The sequence below is a fragment of the Stenotrophomonas sp. STEN022 genome, assembly GCF_056760155.1.
In genome coordinates this window covers 42,792-64,686 of sequence record NZ_JBRREG010000011.1, presented here as the reverse complement: position 1 = coordinate 64,686, position 21,895 = coordinate 42,792, and the positions used below count along the sequence as shown (strand labels likewise).

The 21,895-nt window shown below is 65.7% G+C and carries 20 protein-coding genes and 1 pseudogene; all 21 read left to right on the top strand.

Going from position 1 to position 21,895, the window contains the following annotated elements; genetic code table 11:
• Positions 1-110 precede the first annotated feature (110 nt).
• Positions 111-368, top strand: a pseudogene (locus ACVOMF_RS04340) (DNA-binding protein); the annotation flags it as partial.
• A complete protein-coding gene (locus ACVOMF_RS04335) occupies positions 365-793 on the top strand; it encodes a helix-turn-helix domain-containing protein (protein ID WP_425477767.1) in 429 nt (142 codons plus the stop codon). The pseudogene ACVOMF_RS04340 and the gene ACVOMF_RS04335, both read left to right, overlap by 4 nt.
• Positions 794-967: 174 nt before the next feature.
• Entirely contained in the window at positions 968-1,387 is a 420-nt protein-coding gene (locus ACVOMF_RS04330; RefSeq protein WP_481508168.1) for a CopL family metal-binding regulatory protein, read from the top strand.
• Positions 1,388-1,502: 115 nt separating this feature from the next.
• Positions 1,503-3,374: a copper resistance system multicopper oxidase gene (locus tag ACVOMF_RS04325; protein WP_017354985.1), complete on the top strand. Its 1,872-nt coding sequence runs from the start codon at positions 1,503-1,505 to the stop codon at positions 3,372-3,374.
• A complete protein-coding gene (locus ACVOMF_RS04320) occupies positions 3,371-4,648 on the top strand; it encodes a copper resistance protein B (protein WP_481508167.1) in 1,278 nt (425 codons plus the stop codon). The genes ACVOMF_RS04325 and ACVOMF_RS04320 overlap by 4 nt, the downstream gene beginning before the upstream one ends.
• A 12-nt stretch (positions 4,649-4,660) precedes the next feature.
• Entirely contained in the window at positions 4,661-5,431 is a 771-nt protein-coding gene (locus ACVOMF_RS04315) for a c-type cytochrome (protein WP_026070603.1), read from the top strand.
• A 19-nt stretch (positions 5,432-5,450) separates the two neighbouring features.
• Positions 5,451-5,960 (top strand): nuclear transport factor 2 family protein, encoded by a 510-nt coding sequence (locus ACVOMF_RS04310; RefSeq protein ID WP_026070602.1) that lies wholly within the window; start codon positions 5,451-5,453, stop codon positions 5,958-5,960.
• 14 nt (positions 5,961-5,974) lie between these two features.
• Complete coding sequence (locus tag ACVOMF_RS04305) at positions 5,975-6,499, top strand: DUF411 domain-containing protein (RefSeq protein ID WP_481508166.1); 525 nt, start codon at positions 5,975-5,977, stop codon at positions 6,497-6,499.
• A gap of 70 nt (positions 6,500-6,569) precedes the next feature.
• Positions 6,570-6,920 carry a four-helix bundle copper-binding protein gene (locus tag ACVOMF_RS04300; protein WP_026070601.1) on the top strand — a complete coding sequence of 117 codons (351 nt, stop codon included), beginning with the start codon at positions 6,570-6,572 and terminating at the stop codon, positions 6,918-6,920.
• A gap of 162 nt (positions 6,921-7,082) precedes the next feature.
• Positions 7,083-7,466, top strand: a complete 384-nt coding sequence (copC, locus tag ACVOMF_RS04295) for a copper homeostasis periplasmic binding protein CopC (protein WP_017354979.1) — start codon at positions 7,083-7,085, stop codon at positions 7,464-7,466.
• Between the two features lie 10 nt (positions 7,467-7,476).
• Positions 7,477-8,406, top strand: a complete 930-nt coding sequence (gene copD / locus ACVOMF_RS04290; protein WP_017354978.1) for a copper homeostasis membrane protein CopD — start codon at positions 7,477-7,479, stop codon at positions 8,404-8,406.
• 61 nt (positions 8,407-8,467) lie between these two features.
• Positions 8,468-10,894: a heavy metal translocating P-type ATPase gene (locus tag ACVOMF_RS04285; RefSeq protein ID WP_481508165.1), complete on the top strand. Its 2,427-nt coding sequence runs from the start codon at positions 8,468-8,470 to the stop codon at positions 10,892-10,894.
• 44 nt (positions 10,895-10,938) lie between these two features.
• The gene (locus tag ACVOMF_RS04280) at positions 10,939-11,361 is read left to right on the top strand and encodes a hypothetical protein (RefSeq protein WP_049404632.1); all 423 of its coding nucleotides are present in this window, start codon (positions 10,939-10,941) and stop codon (positions 11,359-11,361) included.
• 258 nt (positions 11,362-11,619) lie between these two features.
• Positions 11,620-12,813 carry a TolC family protein gene (locus tag ACVOMF_RS04275; RefSeq protein ID WP_481508164.1) on the top strand — a complete coding sequence of 398 codons (1,194 nt, stop codon included), beginning with the start codon at positions 11,620-11,622 and terminating at the stop codon, positions 12,811-12,813.
• On the top strand, positions 12,810-14,222 hold the full coding sequence (locus tag ACVOMF_RS04270; protein ID WP_049404637.1) for an efflux RND transporter periplasmic adaptor subunit: 1,413 nt from the start codon (positions 12,810-12,812) through the stop codon (positions 14,220-14,222). Before ACVOMF_RS04275 ends, ACVOMF_RS04270 begins: the two co-directional genes overlap by 4 nt.
• A gap of 1 nt (position 14,223) precedes the next feature.
• Positions 14,224-17,373, top strand: coding sequence for an efflux RND transporter permease subunit (locus tag ACVOMF_RS04265; RefSeq protein ID WP_049404640.1), 3,150 nt, complete (start codon positions 14,224-14,226; stop codon positions 17,371-17,373).
• A 172-nt stretch (positions 17,374-17,545) separates the two neighbouring features.
• Complete coding sequence (locus ACVOMF_RS04260; protein ID WP_017357196.1) at positions 17,546-18,058, top strand: MerR family transcriptional regulator; 513 nt, start codon at positions 17,546-17,548, stop codon at positions 18,056-18,058.
• The gene (locus tag ACVOMF_RS04255; protein ID WP_065427866.1) at positions 18,055-18,369 is read left to right on the top strand and encodes a DUF2933 domain-containing protein; all 315 of its coding nucleotides are present in this window, start codon (positions 18,055-18,057) and stop codon (positions 18,367-18,369) included. The genes ACVOMF_RS04260 and ACVOMF_RS04255 overlap by 4 nt, the downstream gene beginning before the upstream one ends.
• A 1-nt stretch (position 18,370) precedes the next feature.
• The gene (locus ACVOMF_RS04250; RefSeq protein ID WP_017357195.1) at positions 18,371-19,036 is read left to right on the top strand and encodes a methyltransferase family protein; all 666 of its coding nucleotides are present in this window, start codon (positions 18,371-18,373) and stop codon (positions 19,034-19,036) included.
• The gene (locus ACVOMF_RS04245) at positions 19,033-21,420 is read left to right on the top strand and encodes a heavy metal translocating P-type ATPase (RefSeq protein WP_049404642.1); all 2,388 of its coding nucleotides are present in this window, start codon (positions 19,033-19,035) and stop codon (positions 21,418-21,420) included. Before ACVOMF_RS04250 ends, ACVOMF_RS04245 begins: the two co-directional genes overlap by 4 nt.
• On the top strand, positions 21,417-21,824 hold the full coding sequence (locus ACVOMF_RS04240; RefSeq protein ID WP_049436410.1) for a hypothetical protein: 408 nt from the start codon (positions 21,417-21,419) through the stop codon (positions 21,822-21,824). The genes ACVOMF_RS04245 and ACVOMF_RS04240 overlap by 4 nt, the downstream gene beginning before the upstream one ends.
• Positions 21,825-21,895 lie beyond the last annotated feature (71 nt).

Sequence of the window (21,895 nt, the reverse complement as noted above, 5' to 3'; positions counted from 1 at the left end):
TGCTCCTCGGTGAAACGCGACTTCTTCATGCCTGAATCCTCGTTTGTCACGGGGCCCAATGCTACCGACGTCTCTACTTTAGCCTGCACCAGTTTTCTGGGGGTGGGTCAGCGCTGCGGCTTACGGCTGCGGAGTACCAGGCCTTGCTGGCACGCTGGACCCAGGACGCCCAAGCGTTGGAGAGCGCACGGGTCAAGCTGGCCAATGCTCACGCCGACTTGGCCAAGGAGCGAGAACGGCGTGAACAAGCCGAGGCCGAAGCGTTGCGTGCCGGTGTGCGCCAGGACACCTTGGCGCAGTTGCTGGCGCAGTTGCGGCCCGATCGCGCCGACAGTTCAGGTACCAACAAAAATCCGGCAACCAAATGATTTCACGGAAGAAAAAAAAATTCTGGGGGGCATTTTTGCACGTATCTCGGCTTAACCCCACATCCGCCATCCTTATGGGGTTTCCATGGGGGGTGCGCGTGACTTTGTCCGTCGACTCAACACCGACCTTCGCTCGACGCCTCCAACAAGCCCGCCTGCACACGGGTTTGTCGCAGAAGGAGTTGGGCATCCGGGCCGGTCTGGATCCTTACGTGGCCAGCCCCCGAGTCAACCAGTACGAACGTGGCAAGCACGAGCCCAAGCTGGAGACTGCTGAGCGGTTGGCCCAAGCGTTGGGGATCCCCGCCGCCTTCCTTTACACCGACGATGATCTGCTGGCCAAGTTGCTCCTGCGCTGGGGCTCGCTAAGCAAGCAGCAGAAGCGGGAGTTGGTGAAGCTGATCGAGGCCACACCCGAGAAGTAAACCGAACAAGCGCTAGCCCTATGGGCAACCCTTCGCCTCAACCCGCCCATTGGGCGCTCCTGGAGGGAGCTGCAGTGGCCGTGACTAGTGCGACTGACAAGTGGCGGCATCTCAGGCCTACTTGAGATTTTGTTCACGACCGATACACACGCGCCTTGTCTAAAGTGATTTACAATGTCGCCCGTGTCAGCCTCCTCACTTCTACTGCGACTGCTCCTGATCGTCATGCTCGTGCTTAACGGCGCGTGGTCGGCATTTGCGTCGATCAGTATGAACCCGGCCATGGAAGCGCAGGCCAGCGAAGTGGCTGCCGCGGTGCAAGGCGACGAAGACTGCGTCGCCCATCACAGTGCTGAGAATCATCCCGATGCCACCTCGATTGAAAGGGCTGGCACTGGGCATGGCGACCATGCCGGTCCCGACTGTTGCAAGTCTTCTGCGTGCCGGTGCGCCTGCGTACACGCGTGCGCGAGCGCACTTCCGGCGCGCCTGCATGTTTCGGTGCAACTGGCCTTGGGCCTGGATGTCATGCTGCTGCCCCTAGGGCATGCGGCACCTGCCTTGCCTCATCTGATCCGACCACCGATCGGCTAAGCGTCCCTAAGCGCCGCAATGGCGCCGTTGGTGTGGCTTGCATGCCTATTTATAGGCCAGCCGCCCGCTCTGTACCACCGCCCGCCGGTGGCAACACGACGCTTGGAGCATTTTCATGTCGCATGATGATTTTCGTGGTCCACACGGTGGACCGCCGCTGCTACCTTCGCGGCGGCGATTTGTCCAGGGCTTGGCCTTGGGAGGCGCAGTCGCAGGATTAGGTTTCTGGCCCAAAGCCAGTTGGGCGCTCAAGGGCCCGGGACAACCCAACGTACTATCGGGCACCGAGTTTGACCTAACCATCGGCGAGACGCCGATGAACTTCACCGGCAAGACCCGCACCGCGATCACCGTCAATGGGTCCGTTCCGGCGCCGTTGCTGCGTTGGCGGGAAGGCACCACGGTCAACCTGCGTGTCTCCAATGCATTGCCCGCTAACTCCCTCCATGGCGCGGACACCTCCATCCATTGGCACGGCATCATTTTGCCGGCCAACATGGACGGCGTGCCGGGCCTGAGCTTTGACGGTATCGGACGTGGTGAGACCTACCACTACCGGTTCACCCTGCATCAGGGCGGCACCTACTGGTACCACAGCCACTCGGGGTTCCAGGAACAAGCCGGGCTCTATGGCCCGATCATCATCGACCCATTGGAGCCGGAGCCCTTCAGCTTCGATCGCGACTACGTCGTGATGCTGAGCGATTGGACAGACCTGGACCCGACGGCCCTGTTCGATCGTTTGAAGAAGATGCCGGGCCATGACAATTACTACAAGCGCACGGTCGGCGATTTTGCGCGCGATGTGAAGCGCAACGGCCTGTCGGCCACGTTGGAAGATCGCAAGATGTGGGGCGTGATGCGGATGACGCCCACGGATCTGTCCGACGTCAACGCCAACACCTACACCTACCTGATGAACGGCACGACCTCGCTGGGCAACTGGACCGGTTTGTTCCGCAGTGGCGAGAAGGTGCGCCTGCGTTTCATCAATGGCTCTGCCATGACGTACTTCGATGTGCGTATTCCGGGGCTAAAGATGACCGTGGTGGCAGCAGATGGCTTGTATGTCCATCCGGTTTCCGTCGACGAGTTCCGCATCGCGGTAGCAGAAACCTTCGATGTGATCGTGGAGCCCTCCGGGCAGGACGCATTCACCATCTTTGCCCAAGACTCCGGTCGCACCGGCTACGTCAGCGGCACGCTCGCCGTGCGCGAAGGATTACGCGCGCCCGTTCCGTCTGTGGATCCCCGGCCGCTGCTGACGATGGCAGACATGGGCATGGATCATGGATCGATGGATATGTCTGGCGGCAGCAAGGGCATGGAAGGCGGCTGTGGTGCGGCCATGGGCATGCCTGGCATGACCCCACCTGCCAGCGGTAACGCGACCTCGGCCCATGCAGGCCATGCGATGCCCGCCGCCGGCGATGGTGCCATGGCAGGCATGCAGCACGGGGGCATGCAATCACACCCTGCCAGCGAGACCAACAATCCCCTGTTGGACAACCAGGCCATGAGCGTGAGTTCGCGCTTGGATGATCCGGGTAATGGCCTGCGCGATAACGGCCGTCATGTACTGACGTATTCCATGCTCAAGAGCACCTTTGAAGACCCTGACGGACGCGACCCCGGTCGCGAGATCGAGCTGCATCTGACCGGACATATGGAGAAATTCTCCTGGGGCTTCAACGGTCAGAAGTTCTCCGATGTCAAGCCGCTGCGGCTGAACTACGGCGAGCGTATGCGCATCGTATTGGTTAACGACACGATGATGACCCATCCCATCCATTTGCACGGCATGTGGAGTGACGTGGAGGACGACAACGGCAACTTCATGGTGCGCAAGCACACGGTGGATATGCCGCCGGGTAGCCGACGCACGTATCGCGTGCGTGCCGATGCGTTGGGCAGCTGGGCGTTCCATTGCCACCTGCTTTATCACATGGAAGCCGGAATGATGCGCACGGTGAGGGTCGACGAATGAACATCAATAGACGCGATACCACCCTGACTGCGCTGACGCTGGCTATCTCGCTGGCCCTGGCCAATGCGGCCAGCGCCCAATCCATGCAGCACGGCTCCATGCCGATGGAGCAGGGCGCGCAGACCCAGACTCAGGATCACTCTGCACAACAGGCGCCGACATCAAAACCTGCGCCAGCCCAAAAGCCTGCAACACCGGCCAAGCCGAGCGAAGCGACGATCGATCATGCGACGATGGGCCACGCCGCGCCGCAGGCTAAAGCAGCCGAGCCTGCCATGCAGGGCATGGACCATTCGCAAATGGGGCACGTCTCGCCCGCGAGCACACCTGCGGCGCCCACAGCACAGGCGCAGTCGATGCAGGGCATGGATCACAGTCAGATGGCACAGCCCGCTGCAGCCGACACCTCTAGTACGGCCACGCCTGCGATGCAGGGGATGGACCATTCCAAGATGGGGCACGGCGCGCCTCCGAGCACGCCCGCAACGCCCAAAGCGCAGACACAGTCGATGCAGGGCATGGACCACAGTCAGATGGGACACGGGCCTGCAGTGCCAACGCAGCCGCGCACCCCGATACCCGCGGTGACGGACGCGGATCGCAAGGCGGCCATCGCGCCGGAACACGCGCATCCGGTGCATGACAACTCGATCAAGAGCTACGTGCTGCTCAATCGCCTGGAAGCCTGGGATGCCGATCCGGGCACCGGGCTGGGCTGGGAGGGCCAGGCTTGGATCGGTACGGACCTCAATCGCGTCTGGCTCCGCAGTGAAGGCGAACGCACGGATGGTCAGACCGAGTCGGCTGATCTGGAAGTGCTCTACGGCCGCAGTATCTCCACGTGGTGGGATGTGGTGGCCGGTGTGCGTCATGACTTCAAGCCTGGGGCATCTCAAAACTTCGCCGCTATCGGTGTACAGGGCTTGGCGCCGATGAAGTTCGAAGTGTCCGCCACAGCCTATCTCGGCGAAGGGGGCCAGACTGCCGCCAATGTCGAGGCCGAGTACGAATTGCTGCTAACCAACCGGCTGATCTTGCAGCCGCTGGTGGAAGTCACCGCCTATGGCAAGAACGATCCATTGCGCGGGATAGGTTCGGGTCTGAGTACCGCTGAGGCGGGGCTACGACTTCGTTATGAGTTCACCCGAAAGTTCGCTCCCTACATCGGCGTGGTGTACGAGCGCGCGTTTGGCAATACCGCAGACATGCGACGCGAGCATGGCGAGTCCTTTGAAGACACGCGCTTGGTCATCGGCCTTCGTATCTGGTTCTAAGGGGAACTGACAATGAAATCCAACAAAAGGATGTGGGTATGGCTCGGTGCCGGCGTGGGATTGGTTGCGGTCGCGGCAACTGCCACGGTCTCTCTGGGCGTGTACAACGTGGCCGCCGACGATCCGCATAGTCGCCCGGTGTATGCGCTACTTGAAACGGCGCGCGAGCGTTCCATTGAGGTGCGCGCCGCCAAGCTTCAGGTGCCCACGAACCTGGATGATCCTGAGCGTATCCGCCAGGGTGCGGGCAACTACAACGCCATGTGCGTGACCTGCCATCTTTCGCCAGAGGCGGCGGCCACCGAGATGAGCAAGGGCCTGTACCCCGCGCCACCGAACCTAAGCAAACAGTCGGTCGCTCCAGCTGAGGCGTTCTGGGTGATCAAGCACGGCATCAAGGCCAGCGGCATGCCCGCGTGGGGCGGCAGCATGGACGATGAGTTCATCTGGAACATGTCGGCCTTCCTGCAGAAGCTGCCCACGCTGGACAAGGCCGGTTACCAGGCGTTGGTGGCCAGCAGTGATGGTCATTCGCATGGCGGCGGCGAGACGCAAGGCCACCATGACGACGAAAAGGCCGAGGATCACCCTGCCCTATTCGAGCCGGGCAACAACTCCATGCCGCATGCGCACCCGCCGGGCGTGGACGACGATCACCACGGCCCGACACCCAGCGACACGGAAGTCGGGTTGGTGAGCCACGGCCATCCCGACGGCAAGGTGGAGTCGCACCCTGCACCACACACGCCCGTGGCCGATGACGGCCATGCGCACACCCATTGATCTCCTTGGAGCCCACGCAATGAACGCAACAGCAATCTCGTTCACCCTCGCACTGGCACTGGCCGTCGTGTCCCCCGCAATGGCGCAGGCGACACAGCCGCACGCACATCACCCCGCTGCCGCGGCATCTGCGGACGTCGACGTCCCAGTCACTGCAGAGGCCGCGGTCGCCGTAGCGGAGCGTTTCAACAGGGCCCTGTCTAGCGGCGATCTGGCCACGGTCGAAGCCCTGCTCGCTGCCGACGTCCTCATCCTCGAGTCCGGGGGTGCCGAGCGCAGCCGCGAGGAATATCTGGGTCATCACGCAGTCAGCGATGCGGCATTCCTCAAGGGCGCCCATCGCCAGCTGCTCCGTCAGCGTGCACGCACCGCTGGTGAGTTCGCATGGGTCGGAACCGAAAGCGAGCTGCACGCCCAGAAAGACGGTAAGCCACTGACCGTCCAGAGCACCGAGACCATGGTGCTGAAGCAGACCACCGACGGTTGGCGGATCGCCCACATCCACTGGTCTTCGCGGACCAAGCGCTAAGCGGAGAACCAGAAATGAAAACCTGCAGATTGAACCGACTGGCGTGGGCGGCTTTTGCGGTCGCCGGCCTGGGTGCCTGCACCCAAGCGGCTACACCCGCGCAATCCACCATCGCGCCCACTGCACAGGTCGTCCCGGAAACAGCCGACGCGACTCCAGCCGCCCTGCCACGCATGACCGTCCACAAGACCCCGACCTGCGGGTGCTGCGGTAGCTGGATCGACCACGTGAAGAAGGCGGGGTTCATCGTGGATGTGCATGACATGGATGACCTGGGTCCGGTCAAGGAGCGCCTGGGTGTCCCCTATGCAAAGGGCTCCTGCCACACGGCCGAGGTCGACGGATACGTCATCGAAGGCCATGTCCCGGCCGAGGACATCAAGCGCCTCCTCGAAGAAAAGCCGGACGCACGCGGCCTGGTCCTGCCCGGAATGCCGCTCGGTTCGCCGGGCATGGAGGTCCCGGAAGGACGCCAGCAGCCGTATACGGTCGAGCTGGTCCATCACGACGGAACCACCGAACCCTTCGCACAGCATTGATCCGCAAGAGCAACAGGGGGCGGTGTTGCGGGCGCGCCGATTCTCGTCCGCGATGAAGCAGGAGATCCACATGACTCACCATTCCGAAGACCACCGGTCTCAGGCCATGAACGAGTGCATCGACAACTGCACGCAATGCCACGCGATTTGCCTTGAGACCATCAACTATTGCCTGAGCAAAGGAGGTGCCCACGCAGCCCCGGAGCACATCGCCCTGCTGGCGACGTGTGCCGATATCTGCGCCACCAGCGCCGACGCCATGTTGCGTGGCGCCAGCGCTCACTCGGTGGTTTGCAGTGCCTGCGCGGAGATCTGCCGCCAGTGCGCCGAAGCATGCGACGCCATGAACGACCCGGAGATGGCGCGCTGCGCCGAAGTTTGTCGCCGTTGCGCGGAAAGCTGCAGCGCCATGGCGGCTTGACGCGTCGAGGATCCCGCCTGAGCGGCGGGATCCTCATCTCAAATATCAAAAGCCGACCAACCGTGGTTTCGGTGACAGCCCGACACCTAACGCTTGTCGGATCCAACACAGCACGGCGCCGAACGGGGCTTTGCATCACATTCGCAATGAGGATTTATCCCTATGAAATCATCAAACGTCCTTCGCTCCTTCGCGCTCGTCCTCGCGATTGCGGCTGGGCAGTTCTCCCTGCAGATCGCGCACGCCCACGCCGCGCTGCAGCAGTCCACACCGGCGGCAAATGCGGTGGTGGCTTCGCCGGGCCAGATCGATCTCGTGTTCAACGAAACATTGATTCCGCGGGCGTCGCGTCTCAAGTTGCTCATGAAGCACGGCAGTTCCACCATGCCGATCGAGAATTTCACGACCGAGATCGTCAACAACGGTAAGACCCTGCGTGCCAAGTTGCCCCAGCCGCTGACTCCGGGCGTCTATACCGTGGAATACCGCGCCGTCGGTGGTGACAACCACCCCATGCCGGGCAGCTTCAGCTTCACGGTGCGCTGAGGAGTCGCGAATGTTCGACCTGTCGGCTTATGCACTGAGATTCCTGGAATACCTTGTCATCATGGTTCTTTTCGGGGTTCCACTCTTCGGTTGGTACGGGTCGCGTCGATCGGCACTCGCCGACGCCTTGGCCGGGTGGTCACTCATGGGCGTTCTATTGGCGGGTGCCGTAGCCGGTCTCGTGCTCACCGGGCTCGATGTCGTCTTCAAGACCGCGGGCATCATGGGAATGCCGCTTGCCGAGGTTGATCGCGCATCGCTTGGCTGGTATCTGCTCGAGACGTCCGCGGGCCGGGCAGCCATGGCGAGAGGCGCGCTGCTGGTCGCCCTGATGTTCGTGCTCGGATGGCATCGTCGCCGCGGGAAGGTGGAGACCGCCTTCCCGCTGGGGGCGATGCTGGCGGGCGGCGCACTCGCTTCGCTGGCATGGAACGGCCACGCCGCCGCTGGCGAGGGCTTGGCAGGCGCGGTCCGGCTTGCTGCAGGCATCGTCCATCTTCTCGCGGCAGGCGGCTGGATCGCAGCGGTCCTGATGTTCCTTGCCATGCTGCTGCGCGGCAAAGAGACGAACGGCAGCGGGCGTCTGCGATCAACGCATGACTTTCTGCATGGTTTTTCGACGCTGGGAACGATCTTCGTTGGTGCGCTCATCGTGTCCGGCATCGCGCACTACGGGGATCTCACCGCGTGGTCGTTTTCGGCCCTGTTCCAGAGCACCTACGGGAAGTTGCTGCTGTTCAAACTGGCCCTGTTCGCTGGAATGCTGGGTTTGGGAGCGCTGCACCGATGGACGCTGGTGCCGCGCTTGGAACGAGCGCTGACCAGCGGAGATCCCGCGCAGGAGGTGCGGGCTTTGCGGCAGAGTGTTACGGCTGAGGCCGCGCTGGCCATCTTGATCCTGATTGTTGTTTCAGTGCTCGGGACGCTCAGCCCCGAATAGCTGTGTAACCCGCAATGGCACACTGCCTTGGCAGTCCATCCCCACTAAAGCGAGCATCGGCATGAACTCACCGTCGTCCCATGACCATCACCATTCTGCAGGCGCAGCCCCTGTCGAGGCTGCGGATGGACGGGTCACCGATCCGGTCTGTGGCATGCAGGTCGATCCCGCCACGACGCAGCATCATGCGACCCACGCCGACACACCTTTCCACTTCTGCTCGGAGCGATGCCGCGCGAAGTTCGTGGCCGATCCGGAGCGCTATCTGACGCCCCAGGACGAACCCGAGGTGGCACAGCCCGGCGCCATCTACACCTGCCCGATGCACCCGGAAGTCCGGCAACAAGGTCCAGGCAACTGTCCCTTCTGCGGCATGGCGCTGGAGCCGGAAATGCCGAGCCTGGAGGACGATGACAATCCGGAACTTCGCGACTTCTCGCGCCGGTTCTGGTGGACGCTTCCGCTGACTGTGGTGACGCTCGTGCTGGCCATGTTCGGCCAGTACCTCCCGCGTGTCGTGCTGGGCGACGTGCAGATCCTGCCGTTGTCGATCGACGTGCAGACCTGGGTCGAGCTGGTCTTGACCACACCAGTCGTGCTGTGGGCCGGCTGGCCGTTCTTCGAGCGCTGCGTGCAGTCGATCCGCAACCGCAGCCCGAACATGTTCACCCTCATCGGGATTGGCGTTGCGGCCGCCTTTGGCTACAGCCTGGTCGCCACGCTGGCACCCGGCTTGTTCCCACCGTCGTTTACCGAACATGGGCGCGTCGGGGTGTACTACGAGGCGGCGGCGGTGATCGTTTCGCTGACCCTGCTCGGCCAGATGCTGGAACTGCGGGCGCGCTCGAAAACGTCCGCGGCGATCAAGGGCCTGCTTGGCCTGGCGCCGAAGGAAGCCCGGCGGGTCAACGCCGACGGCACCGAGGAAGACATCCCGCTGACCCACGTCCACGTCGGCGACCACCTGCGCGTGCGTCCCGGCGAGAAGGTGCCGGTGGATGGCGAAGTGGTGGAAGGCCGCTCCAGCGTCGACGAGTCGATGCTCACGGGTGAACCGATTCCGGTCGAGAAGACCGCAGGCGACCAGGTCATCGGCGCGACCCAGAACGGCACCGGCGCGCTGGTGATCCGCGCCGCCAAGGTGGGCTCCGACACCGTGCTGTCGCAGATCGTGCAGCTGGTCGCGCAGGCGCAGCGCTCCCGCGCGCCGATGCAGCGGATGGCCGATATCGCGGCCTACTGGTTCGTGCTCACGGTGCTGGCGATCGCGGTGGCCACCTTCTTTATCTGGGGCTCCTTCGGTCCGGAGCCGGCCTGGACCTTTGCGGTGCTCAACGCGGTCTCGGTACTGATCATCGCCTGCCCCTGCGCGCTGGGCCTGGCGACGCCGATGTCGATCATGGTCGCCACGGGCAAGGCGGCGCAGGTGGGCGTGCTGTTCCGCGACGCCGAGGCCATCGAGCACATGCGCCGCATCGACACCCTGATCGTCGACAAGACCGGCACCCTCACCGAGGGGCGCCCCGCCTTCAAGGAAGTCGTGGCCTTCGAGGGCTTCGACGCCGACCGGGTCTTGCACCTGGCCGCCAGCCTGGACCAGGGCAGCGAGCACCCGCTGGCCGACGCCATCGTCGCCGAGGCTCGACGCCGGAACTTCGAGTTCGACCGCGTGGAGGACTTCGACTCGGTGACCGGCATGGGTGTGCGCGGGTCCGTGGCCGGCCATGCGCTTGCGCTGGGCAATACCGCGCTCATGGACGACCTGGGCGCCAATCCCGCTGCGCACGTCGACGTGGCCGAGCGGATGCGCCGCGAGGGCGCGAGCGCCATGTTCCTGGCCGTGGACGGGCGCCTGGCGGGGCTGGTCGCGGTTGCCGACCCGATCAAGGCGTCGGCCGCGGCGGCCATCAACGAGCTCCACGCCGCCGGGCTGCGCATCATCATGGCCACCGGCGACGGGCTCACCACCGCACGGGCCGTGGCCACCGAGCTGGGCCTGGACGAGGTGCATGGCGAAGTCCGCCCCGAGGACAAGGCCGAGCTGGTGCAGCGCCTCAAGCGCGAAGGCCGGCGGGTGGCGATGGCGGGCGACGGCATCAACGACGCCCCGGCGCTCGCCGCGGCCGACGTCGGCATCGCCATGGGCACGGGCACCGACGTCGCGATGTCCAGTGCCCAGATCACCCTGGTCAAGGGCGACCTGCGGGGCATCCTGCGCGCCCGGAAGATCTCCCAGGCCACCGTGGCCAACATGAAGCAGAACCTCACCTTCGCGTTCCTCTACAACGCGCTGGGGGTGCCGGTCGCGGCCGGGGTGCTCTACCCCGCATTCGGGATCTTGCTGAGCCCGATGGTCGCGGCGCTTGCGATGAGCTTGAGCTCGGTGTCGGTGGTGGCCAACGCCCTTCGCCTTGCCAAGTCGGCCGCCGTACCGTCCTCGCCGACCACATCTGTGCCGCGCCAGCCCCTGGGCCTGGCCAAGGATTGACTTGGATCAATTGCATCGGTTCCAGTAAGAGGTAAGCTCACGCCATGGTCCGCATCCGCCATCGGAACTTGTTCCAGCGCACCGCCCTCCTCGCGATGGTGGCCCTGCTCTGGTCCCAGTTCGCGCTCGCAGGCCATGGCGATTGCTTGGATCTCCCAGTCACGCCGGCGGCGTTTGTCGCTGCCGCCACCGACACCCGACACGACCATGGCCACGGCTGCGATGCCGAGCTCCCCTCAGCGAGCAAGGCAGTGTGCGACGCGCACTGCACCGAGGGTGACATCTCGGCGGACAGTGGGCGCATCCCTTCGATTCCGCCGCTGCTGGCCGAAGCCTGGTTCTCCTGGCTTGCGATCGCCGCGATTGCGGATGCTGCGCCAGGTGTCACGGCTACATGGGTGGATTCGCCGCCCAGACCCGCCTGGCACCGACCTACCGCCCATCCAGCGGCACTCCTGCTGATCTGATGCCTGGACGCTGACTGCTCCGCACGTCTGTGCGGCGCAGTCCTGTGCGTTCGCGCCGTGGCTGCGTCACGGCATGTGTTCCTGCCCTCGTCCGAGCGACCTGCGTCGCGTCGGCCCAAGGACACTGATATGGCATCCCCGTTCGACCGACTGCCGGCCAGGCGCCTGCACCCTCGCCCTCTGTCCCGCCGTCTGCCACCGCTCCGGCACCTTCTTGCCGGCGTGCTTGCCGGCGCCTTGTGGGCCCTGGCGCTGCCGGTGACCGCCACCGAACCCGTCCCGGGGCACAGCCTCGAGTCGATCCGCGCCTGGGTTCTGGAACACAACCCGGAATTGCGGGCCATGGACTTCGAGGCCCAGGCCGCCGAAGCACGGATCCAGCCAGCGGGCGCCCTACCCGACCCGACGGCTTCCCTTGGATTCCGCGGCCTCGATCCGGACAAGCCCTGGCGCTCCGCCGGTGCCGAGCGCGAGGTCAACTACGCGCTGCGCCAGCGCCTCCCGCTTTGGGGCAAGCGCGCCCTGGCGCGGACCGCGGCCAGCCAGGACGCGGTCGCGGTCGGACTCGATCGCCTCACCACTGCGCGCGACTTGCTGGCCGACGCCGAGGCGGCCTACGCACGCTACTGGCATGCCGACCAGGCCGTGGCCGTGCTTGATCGCCGCATCGCCCTGCTCCGCCAGGTGGAAGAGATGGCCGGCGTGCGCTACGCCCTGGGTCGCGCGGCGCAGCAGGATGCCATCCGCGCCCAGGTCGAGCAGACCAGCCTCCAGCGCGAGCGGATCGAACGCCTCGCGACCAAGCAGGAGACGGCCGCCACCTTGAACGCGGTGCTGGGGCGCCGGTCCGATGCACCGCTGGCGACTCCCGACGAGGCGCCGCGCCTCGCCGTCCACAGCGCCTCGCTTGCCGAGGCACTGGATGACGCCGATGCGCATCCCGCGGTGCGCTCGCAGCAGGCTCGCGCCGAGGCGGCGCGCACGAACGTGGTACTGCAGCGTCGCAACCGCTTTCCCGACATCACCCTGGGCGTGGGTGCGATGCAGTTCGGCAACGGCATCGAGAGCACCGAGCTGATGTTCGAGGTCGAGATCCCGTTCCAGCAGCGTGCCCGCCGCGAGCGCGAGCGCGAATCGCGCCTGCTCGAAGACGCAGCGCTTGCCCGCAGGGACGCCACGCTGCGGGCCGTCGAGGAACGCGGCGCTTCCGCCTGGTCGCAGTGGACCAACGCGCGCGAGCGTCGCGGACTGATCGAGAACACGCTGCTGCCGCAGGCCGACGCCACCTGGCAGTCCGCCCTGGCCAGCTACCAGGTCGGTGAAGTCGACTTCGGGACGCTGCTGGAAGCACTCAATGAATGGCAGGGCGCCGACCTCGCACGGGTCGATGCACTGCGTGACGAACTGTTGGGCGCCGCCGCCGTGCGCGCCATCGAAGGAGAGATCCGATGACCCGTGTCCAGACCCTGTCGCTCGCCATCGGCGTTGCACTCGCCGCCCTCGCCGTCGGCTGGATTGCCGGCCGCGCCACGAACGACTCCCCGACCGCGGGCACGTCGATCGACGGCCCGGCCGCAGAACGCAAGGTGCTCTATTACCGCAATCCCATGGGCTTGGCGGACACGTCGCCGGTGCCGAAGAAGGATTCGATGGGTATGGACTACGTCCCGGTCTATGCCGACGACGCACCGCCGGCGGCACCGGGCACGGTGGTGCTGCCGCCGGACAAGGTGCAGGCGCTGGGCGTGCGCACCGAAGCGGTCAAGCGCGGAGCCCTGTCCGCTACCGTGCGCACCAGCGGCACGGTCGAGGTCGACGAGACCCGGCAGTACGCGATCGCCCCGCGCTTCGAAGGCTGGGTGGAGCGGCTGTACGCGAACCAGACCGGCATGCGGGTCAGCGCCGGGCAGCCGCTGCTCTCCGTCTACAGCCCGCAGCTGGCCGCGGCGCAGCAGGAATACCGGCTGGCCGACGAGACCGCCCGCAGGCTGGCCGGGTCCGATCCCGCGAGCGCGGCGTCGATGGTCCGCCTGCGCGATGCCGCCCGCACCCGCCTGCGCAACTGGGAAATCAGTGACGCGCAGATGGGCAAGACGGGCCTGGTGCTCACCGCGCCCGCGGACGCGGTCGTGATCGAGAAGCCGGTGGTCCAGGGCGCGCGTTTCGAGCCCGGCGAAACCATCCTGCGCCTGGCGGACCTGTCGAAGGTGTGGGTGATCGCCAAGGTGCCGGCGGCGCAGGCCGCGGGTATCCAGCCCGGCCAAACGGCCCGCTTTGAAACCGTGGCCCTGCCGGGCCAGGTGGCCGAGGGCGAGGTCACCTTCGTGCAGCCCGTCATCGATGCGATGACGCGCACCGTGGATGTGCGCATCGCCCTGCCCAACCCCGCTGGCGACCTGCGGCCCGGGCTGTATGGGACGGTGGTGCTGGAGGAGCCGGGGGCTGGACCGGTCCTGACCGTTCCGCGCTCGGCCGTGCTCGACAGCGGCACGCGCCAGGTGGTGCTGGTCGAGACCGGCCCTGGCCGCTTCGCACCGCGCGATGTCAGCCTGGGGCGGCGCGGCGGCGATCGCATCGAGATCCTCGACGGCCTGACCGAGGGCGAGCAGGTCGTGGTCTCCGCCAACTTCCTGATCGACGCCGAAAGCAACCTGCAGTCGGCACTCCAGGGTCTTGAGGGTCACACAGGACACGGCGCGCCTTCGGGCACCGCTGAGGATCCACACGCCGGGCACGGCGAGGACGCCGCCGACCCGCACGCAGGTCATGGTGACGAGGCCTCTGATCCGCACGCCGGTCATTCCATGCCGGCTAGCCCGGAAGAGACTCCGCCCGCCCCCACCGGCCACGAGGGGCACTGACATGCTTGGCCGTCTCGTTGAATGGTCGGTGCGCAACGTCTTCCTGGTGCTGCTGATGGCGCTGGCGATTGTCGCCGGTGGCATCTACGCACTGATGAACACGCCGCTGGACGCACAACCGGATCTGTCGGACGTGCAGGTGATCGTGTTCACGGAGTACCCGGGGCAGGCGCCCCAGGTGGTCGAGGACCAGGTCACCTATCCGCTGACCAGCGCCCTGCTCGCGACGCCGAAGTCGAAGGACGTCCGCGGCTTCTCGTTCTTCGGCGCCTCCTTCATCTACGTCATCTTCGAAGAAGGCACGGACCTGTACTGGGCGCGCTCGCGCGTGCTCGAGAACCTCAACGTCGCGTCGAAAAACCTGCCGGCTGGCGTGGCACCGGCACTGGGACCCGACGCGTCCGGCGTGGGCTGGGTCTACCAGTACGTGCTGCAGAGCGACCGCCACTCGCTGGACGAGCTGCGCGCGATGCAGGACTGGTACCTGCGTTACCAGCTCACCACCGCGCCCGGCGTGGCCGAGGTCGCCAGCGTCGGCGGCTTCGTGCGCCAGTACTCGATCACCGTCGATCCGGTCCGGCTGCGCGAGTTCGACATCCCGATTTCACGCGTGTCCGAGGTGATCGCCGAGAGCAACCGCGACGTCGGCGGCCGCGTGATCGAGATGGCCGAGACCGAGTACATGGTGCGGGGCCGCGGCTACCTGCGCGGTATCGAGGATATCGAGAGCCTGGTTCTGCGCGCCGAAGGGGGCGCACCGGTGCTGATCGGCGACGTCGCCCGGGTCGAACTGGTACCCGATGAGCGCCGTGGCATCGTCGACCTGGACGGCGAAGGCGACGTTGTGGGTGGGATCGTCATTGCGCGCTTCGGCGAAAACGCCCTGGCCGTGATCGGGGGGGTGAAGGACAAGATCGCCCAGCTTGCGAGTGGACTCCCCGAGGGCGTCAGCGTCCAGGCGGTCTACGACCGCTCCGATCTCATCGTGCGCGCGATCAAGACGCTACGCACGACGCTGCTCGAGGAGAGCCTGATCGTCGCACTGGTGTGCCTGGTATTCCTGTTCCATGCGCGCAGCGCGCTGGTCGCGATCGTCATGCTGCCCGTCGGCGTGCTGATCGCGGTGATCGCGATGCGCATGCTGGGCATGAACTCCAACATCATGAGCCTGGGCGGCATCGCGATCTCGATTGGCGTGATGGTCGACGCGGCGATCGTGATGATCGAGAACGCGCACAAGCACATCGAGCGCTCCGACGGCTCCCGCAGCCGGACCCAGCTGATCATCGATGCCTGTCGCGAGGTCGGGCCGGCGCTGTTCTTCAGCCTGATGATCATCACCGTCTCGTTCCTGCCCGTGTTCGCCCTGGAGGCTCAGGAAGGTCGCCTGTTCAAGCCGCTGGCCTTCACCAAGACCTTCGCGATGGCCGGTGGCGCGCTGTTGTCGATCACGCTGGTACCGGTACTCATGCTGCTGTTCGTGCGCGGCAAGATCGTGCCCGAGCACAAGAATCCGGTGAACCGGTTCCTGGTTGCGGCCTATCGGCCGGTGATCAACGTCGTTCTGCGGCATCGCATGGCCACAATCATGTTTGCGTTGGCCGCCCTGTTTGCAAGCCTGTGGCCTGCATCGCGGCTGGGCAGCGAGTTCATGCCAACCCTCAACGAAGGCACGCTGCTGTACATGCCCGCGTCGCTTCCGGGCATGTCGGTGACCAAGGCCTCGGAGCTGCTGCAGCAGCAGGACCGGATCATCAAGGGCTTCCCGGAAGTGGAGTCGGTGTTCGGCAAGGCGGGCCGTGCCCTGACGGCCACCGATCCCGCACCGCTGGAGATGTTCGAGACCGTCATCAACCTCAAGCCCGAGGACGAATGGCGGGACGGCATGACCACCGACAAGCTCATCGCCGAGATGGACGCGGCGCTGAAGTTCCCGGGCGTCGCCAACTCCTGGACGATGCCGATCAAGGCGCGCACCGACATGCTGGCCACCGGCATCCGCACGCCCGTGGGCATCAAACTCTTCGGCACGGACCTTGAGCAACTCGACGCGCTGGCCACCGAGATCGAAGCCGTGGTGCGCGAAGTGCCGGGCACGACCAGCGCGTTCGCCGAACGCCTGACCGGCGCCTACTACCTCGACATCACCCCCGACCTTGGCAGCCTGGCCCAGTACGGCGTCACCCTGGGCGAGGTGCAGAACGTGGTGGCCGCCGCGCTGGGCGGCGAGATCGTCACCACCATCCTCCAGGGCCGCGAACGCTTCAGCGCGATCGTGCGCTATCCCCGCGAACTCCGCGACGATCCGCACCGGATAGGCAGCCAAGTCCTTGTGCCGGTGCCCGGCGGCGCCCAGGTGCCGCTGGGCGAACTGGCGCGGATTGAGGTCAGGAAGGGTGCGCCGAGCATCCGCACCGAGAACGCGATGCTGGCGGCGTACATCTACGTCGACACCCGAGAGAGCGATCTCGGCCGCTACGTGAAGGCTGCGCAGGAAGCGGTCACCGAGCAGGTGCAGTTCCCGCCTGGCTACTACGTGACCTGGAGTGGACAGTACGAATACATGCAACGTGCCGCGGAGAAGATGCGTGTCGTCGTTCCGGTGACGCTGGCGCTGATTTTCCTGCTGCTGTACCTCAACTTCCGCCGTGTCACCGAGTCGCTGATCGTGATGCTGTCGGTGCCCTTCGCACTGGTCGGTGGCATCTGGCTGATGTGGATGCTCGACTACAACACCAGCGTCGCGGTGATCGTGGGCTTCATCGCGCTGGCCGGCGTCGCCGCGGAAACCGGCGTGGTGATGCTGATCTACCTCGACCACGCACTTGAAGCGCGTGCCGCGCAGAGGCAGGCCGAAGGCCGGGCACTGGATTCACGGGACCTGCGCGAGGCCATCATCGAAGGCGCGGTCGACCGCGTGCGCCCGAAGATGATGACCGTGGTCGCGATCATGGCGGGCCTGCTGCCCATCATGTGGAGCAGCGGTACTGGCTCGGAAGTCATGCGCCGAATCGCTGCGCCGATGGTAGGTGGCATGGTGTCTTCGACCATCCTCACCCTGGTCGTGATCCCGGCGCTGTACTCGCTGATCAAGCAGCGGCAGCTGGCCAGGAAGCCGCACCCCTCCTCCGCACTACCCAAGGAGAAGTAGTGATGGGGCCGTTCAACGCAGGCAGGGACCGACGGCTCATGCAACTGTGGCCGCGAACATCCGTCCGTCCACGGCCAATTCGCGCGTTACTGGCTTCGCCCACCGCAAGGCCGGTTGACCTGTGTGCGAGACACAGGTCTAGCCTGATCAACACCTCGCCGGGAGCAAGCCGATGACGACCAAGGAAGAAGTGACGCTGCCGCTGATGACGGTCCGCCAGCTGGCACGGCAGGGCGATGTCACGGTGCATGTGGTGCGCAACTACCTGCGGCGCGGTCTGTTGCAAGCGGCCACGCATACCGAGGGCGGCTACCAGTTGTTCTCCACCTCGGAGCTCCTTCGCCTGCACTTCATTCGCACGGCGCAACACCTTGGCTTCACGCTGGGGGAAATCGAGGAAATCATCCACCACAGCCTGCTGCGACATAGTCCCTGTCCGCTTGTGCGGGACATCATTCGGCGCAGGCTCGACGACACCCGCCAACAACTGGACAGGCTGCTCGCCATGCACGGACGAATGGAGCGTGCCATCCACGCCTGGGCGGAGCTTCCGGACTCCATTCCGACTGGCGATGACGTCTGCGCATTGATCGAATCTGTTGCCGCTGCTGAAGGCGGCGGGTTCGTCAAGTCCACCCCCCGGCGACTTCTTGGACGCCGCCCCACAGAGGAGAATTTGCCATGACAGCCTCCAGTCCTGCCCCCTCAGGCTCCCGACGCTGGGTCTTCTGGATCTTCCTGGCGCTGGCCGTGTTCTATCTCGCCGTCGAGCACCGCGCCCACCTTGGGGGGACGCTTCGCTGGTTGCCCCTGGCCATCCTGCTGCTATGTCCCTTGATGCATGTGTTCATGCACAAGGGGCATGGCGGTCATGGAGGTTCCGGAAGTCATGGGCGCGACGGCAATGCCGACGACACACCCCATGGCCAGCATGAGAGCCGTAGCAAGCGGGCACTGAACGACGAAACGTCCGACACCTCGAACGGAGGGCACTGACATGCAGGCACCCGACTCCGGCTACGGTCTTTGGCTCCTCGCCGCCATCAACGCCGCGTTCTTCATCTTCTTCGCCTGGAGCTTCTACAAACCGCTGACCCGTTGGGACTGGCGTGGGTTCGGTATGTTCTCCGCCTTCGTCGTGGCCCTGTTCGCGGAAATGTATGGCTTCCCGCTGACGCTGTACGTCCTGGGCGGCTGGCTCAGCGCCAACTATCCGCAGGTGGACTGGCTGAGCCATGACGCGGGCCATCTGCTCGAGATGTGGTTCGGCTGGCGCGCCAACCCGCATTTCGGCCCATTCCACATCGCAAGCTTCGTCCTGATCGGCGGCGGCTTCTGGCTGCTGTCGGCCGCCTGGCCGGTGCTGTATCGGGCACAGCGTGAAGGCCGGCTCGCCCGCGAGGGCGTGTATGCGCGCATGCGTCACCCGCAGTACGTCGCCTTCCTGCTCGTGCTGACCGGTTTCCTGCTGCAGTGGCCCACGCTGCTCACGCTCGCCAGCTATCCAGTGCTCGTGTGGGCCTATGCCCGCCTGGCGCGTCGTGAGGAAAAAGACTGCTTGAGCCGCTTCGGCGACGACTACGTCCGCTACATGCAGGAAGTGCCGGCCTTCATCCCGCGACGCCGGCGCGGCCCCGCTCCATCCCAAGGAGAAACCCGATGACGCACGTCCACAAACCCACTGTGCGCACGCGCACCTGGCCCATCGGCGACATGGTGAGTGCCGGCTGCGCGCGCACGCTGGAGAAGGCCGTGGCCGCGCTGCCTGGAGTCAACGCCACCAGCGCGAATTTCGCTACCGCGACCCTGCAGGTGTCCTACGACCCGGCCCGCCTGTCGGCGGGCGCGGTCGCCACCGCGATCCGCGACTGCGGCTTCCAATGCAACGCGCCGATGCCCGATGCCGACCCCGCCGCAGGCGCGCACGCCCATGCTGCGCATGCCGGGCACGGACAGGAATTGGCCGCAGAGCGCCCCGCTGACGCCCACGCCGGCCACGGCGATGACGCCACGGATGCCGGGGGCCACGACGCCCATGCGGGCATGAACCACGGCAGCGATCTGCACGCCGCGGCGCGCGACATGGGCCGCCGCTTCCTGGTCGCCCTCGCCTTCGCGATCCCGGTATTCGTGTGGTCGCCCATGGGCGGGCTGATAGAGCCGCCGCCGGTGCCGTTCGGACTGCGCGAGAACGTCTGGTTGTTCCTGCTGGCGACCGGCGCCGTGCTGTATCCGGGCTGGCCATTCTTCAGCGCCGCGATCCGGTCCCTGCGACGGGGTGTGCTGGACATGGCGGTCCTGGTGCTCCTGAGCGTGGGCACAGGTTACGGTTTCAGCATCGCGTCGACGTTCTTCTTCGACGGGCCGAACTTCTACGAGGCCTCGGCCGTCCTGCTGACCTTCGTCCTGCTTGGCCACTGGCTCGAGATGCGGGCTCGCGCCGGCGCCTCGGACGCCATGAAAGCGCTGCTGAAGCTGTCCCCACCCCGCGCGGTCGTCCGGCGCGAGGGGCAGGAGCTCGACATTCCCACCGCTGAAGTGCTGGTCGGCGAGACCGTGATCGTGCGGCCCGGGGCGAAGATCCCGGTCGATGGCATCGTGACGGAAGGCAGCTCTCAGGTCGACGAATCCATGCTGACCGGCGAGTCGATGCCGGTGCGCAAGGATCCCGGAGAGTCCGTCGTCGGCGGATCGATCAACAAGAGCGGCGCATTCGCCTACACCGCCACCAAGATCGGCAGCGACACGGCACTGGCGCAGATCATCAAGCTGGTCCAGACCGCGCAGAACTCCAAGGCGCCCGCGCAGCTGCTCGCCGACCGCGCCTCGCAATGGCTGGTGCTGGCTGCGATCGTGATCGGGCTGCTGACCTTCGCGGTCTGGTTCTGGTGGCTGGGACAGCCGCTGCTGTTCGCGCTCACGCTGACGATCACCGTCTTCGTCATCGCCTGCCCCGATGCACTCGGTTTGGCCACGCCGATGGCGATCATGATCGGCACTGGCCTGGGGGCACGACACGGCATCCTCTTCAAGCATGCCGAATCGATTGAGAAGAGCGCACGCCTGGACGTGGTGATCTTCGACAAGACCGGCACCCTGACGGTCGGCGCCCCCGAGGTGGTCGACATGGCGGTCGCGCCGGGCTGGACGCAGGAGCGGTTGCTGGCCGCGGCCGCCGCGGTCGAGGCGCACTCCGAGCACCCGCTGGCGCAGGCCATCCTGAAGCGTGCCGGTCCGGTAGCCGAGCGCGCTACCGCGTTCACCAACATCGATGGCCAGGGCGCTACCGGCGTGGTTGACGGGGTGCAGGTGGTGCTGGGCAACCGGATCCTGATGGTCGAGCACGGCATCGACCTCTCGGTATTGGAAGCGGAGGCTGCGCGCCTCACCGGTGCCGGTCGCACGGTGATCTATGCCGGGGTGGGTGACCGGCTCGCAGGCTTCTTCGCGATTGCCGACGCGATCCGGGAGACCTCGCGCGCGGCCATCGACGAATTGCACCGGCGCAACATCAAGGTGGCGATGATCACCGGCGACAACCGCCCCACGGCCGAGCGCGTGGCACAGGACCTGGGAATCGACATCGTGCTGGCCGACGTGCTGCCGGGCGGCAAGGCCGATGAGGTCATCAAGCTGCAGTCGCAGGGCCTCAAGGTCGGCATGGTGGGCGACGGCATCAACGACGCACCGGCGCTCACCCAAGCCGACGTTGGGTTCGCGATCGGCGCCGGCACCGACGTCGCCATCGAGAGTGCCGACATCGTGCTCATGCACAGCGACCCTTATGACGTCGTTCGCGCGACCACCATCGCCCACGCCACTCTGCGCAAGATGCATCAGAATCTGGGCTGGGCCGTGGGCTACAACGTGCTGGCCTTTCCGCTGGCGGCCGGTGTGCTCTATCCGTTCGTGCTGTCGCCAGAAATCGCCGCGCTGTCGATGTCGGGCAGTTCGGTGATCGTCGCCCTCAACGCGTTGCTGCTCAAACGCCTTCCACTGGCGGATGCCGCCACCCCTCGCAGCCCATCTAAGGAGTCCACACCATGAATACGGTCACACACGTCGCCCATTCCAGACCCCGAGGTACCAATCGCAGCCATTGGGTCGCCGCACTGGCCCTCGCGCTCGCGTTCGCATTGCCGGGGGTCGTCTCCGCGAACGAGGGTGGGTTCCGCCACAACGTGTTGATGCGCGGCCAGGTGCTGGAAAAGCAGGACGGAACGCTTGTGGTCTGTGTCGGGCAGGCCGACGGTGCCCAGGTCGGGCAGGTGCTGGACGTGATCCGGCACAAGCGCCGTATCCGGCATTCGCGGGCCGGCGGTCCACGCTACCGCCGCGAGAACGTTGGCCAAGTGCGCATCGTCGAACTGTTCGACAGCCACTACGCGGAGGCTGAAGTGATCTCCGGGAGCCCCAAGGTCAACGACACAGTGGAGCTGATCCGCCCCTGACAGGCGCGCGGGCGATGCAGATGCGCCTCGGCCCTCGCCATGCCCTCCGCAATCACTTCCCTTCCAGGACA

Coding starts and splice junctions, on each gene's coding strand:
- ACVOMF_RS04245 (WP_049404642.1), top strand. CDS start 19,033: ATGACGCACGTCCACAAACCCACTGTGCGCACGCGCACCTGGCCCATC.
- ACVOMF_RS04250 (WP_017357195.1), top strand. CDS start 18,371: ATGCAGGCACCCGACTCCGGCTACGGTCTTTGGCTCCTCGCCGCCATC.
- ACVOMF_RS04305 (WP_481508166.1), top strand. CDS start 5,975: ATGAAAACCTGCAGATTGAACCGACTGGCGTGGGCGGCTTTTGCGGTC.
- ACVOMF_RS04335 (WP_425477767.1), top strand. CDS start 365: ATGATTTCACGGAAGAAAAAAAAATTCTGGGGGGCATTTTTGCACGTA.
- ACVOMF_RS04325 (WP_017354985.1), top strand. CDS start 1,503: ATGTCGCATGATGATTTTCGTGGTCCACACGGTGGACCGCCGCTGCTA.
- copC (WP_017354979.1), top strand. CDS start 7,083: ATGAAATCATCAAACGTCCTTCGCTCCTTCGCGCTCGTCCTCGCGATT.
- ACVOMF_RS04320 (WP_481508167.1), top strand. CDS start 3,371: ATGAACATCAATAGACGCGATACCACCCTGACTGCGCTGACGCTGGCT.
- ACVOMF_RS04280 (WP_049404632.1), top strand. CDS start 10,939: ATGGTCCGCATCCGCCATCGGAACTTGTTCCAGCGCACCGCCCTCCTC.
- ACVOMF_RS04265 (WP_049404640.1), top strand. CDS start 14,224: ATGCTTGGCCGTCTCGTTGAATGGTCGGTGCGCAACGTCTTCCTGGTG.
- copD (WP_017354978.1), top strand. CDS start 7,477: ATGTTCGACCTGTCGGCTTATGCACTGAGATTCCTGGAATACCTTGTC.
- ACVOMF_RS04285 (WP_481508165.1), top strand. CDS start 8,468: ATGAACTCACCGTCGTCCCATGACCATCACCATTCTGCAGGCGCAGCC.
- ACVOMF_RS04240 (WP_049436410.1), top strand. CDS start 21,417: ATGAATACGGTCACACACGTCGCCCATTCCAGACCCCGAGGTACCAAT.
- ACVOMF_RS04260 (WP_017357196.1), top strand. CDS start 17,546: ATGACGACCAAGGAAGAAGTGACGCTGCCGCTGATGACGGTCCGCCAG.
- ACVOMF_RS04300 (WP_026070601.1), top strand. CDS start 6,570: ATGACTCACCATTCCGAAGACCACCGGTCTCAGGCCATGAACGAGTGC.
- ACVOMF_RS04270 (WP_049404637.1), top strand. CDS start 12,810: ATGACCCGTGTCCAGACCCTGTCGCTCGCCATCGGCGTTGCACTCGCC.
- ACVOMF_RS04315 (WP_026070603.1), top strand. CDS start 4,661: ATGAAATCCAACAAAAGGATGTGGGTATGGCTCGGTGCCGGCGTGGGA.
- ACVOMF_RS04255 (WP_065427866.1), top strand. CDS start 18,055: ATGACAGCCTCCAGTCCTGCCCCCTCAGGCTCCCGACGCTGGGTCTTC.
- ACVOMF_RS04310 (WP_026070602.1), top strand. CDS start 5,451: ATGAACGCAACAGCAATCTCGTTCACCCTCGCACTGGCACTGGCCGTC.
- ACVOMF_RS04330 (WP_481508168.1), top strand. CDS start 968: ATGTCGCCCGTGTCAGCCTCCTCACTTCTACTGCGACTGCTCCTGATC.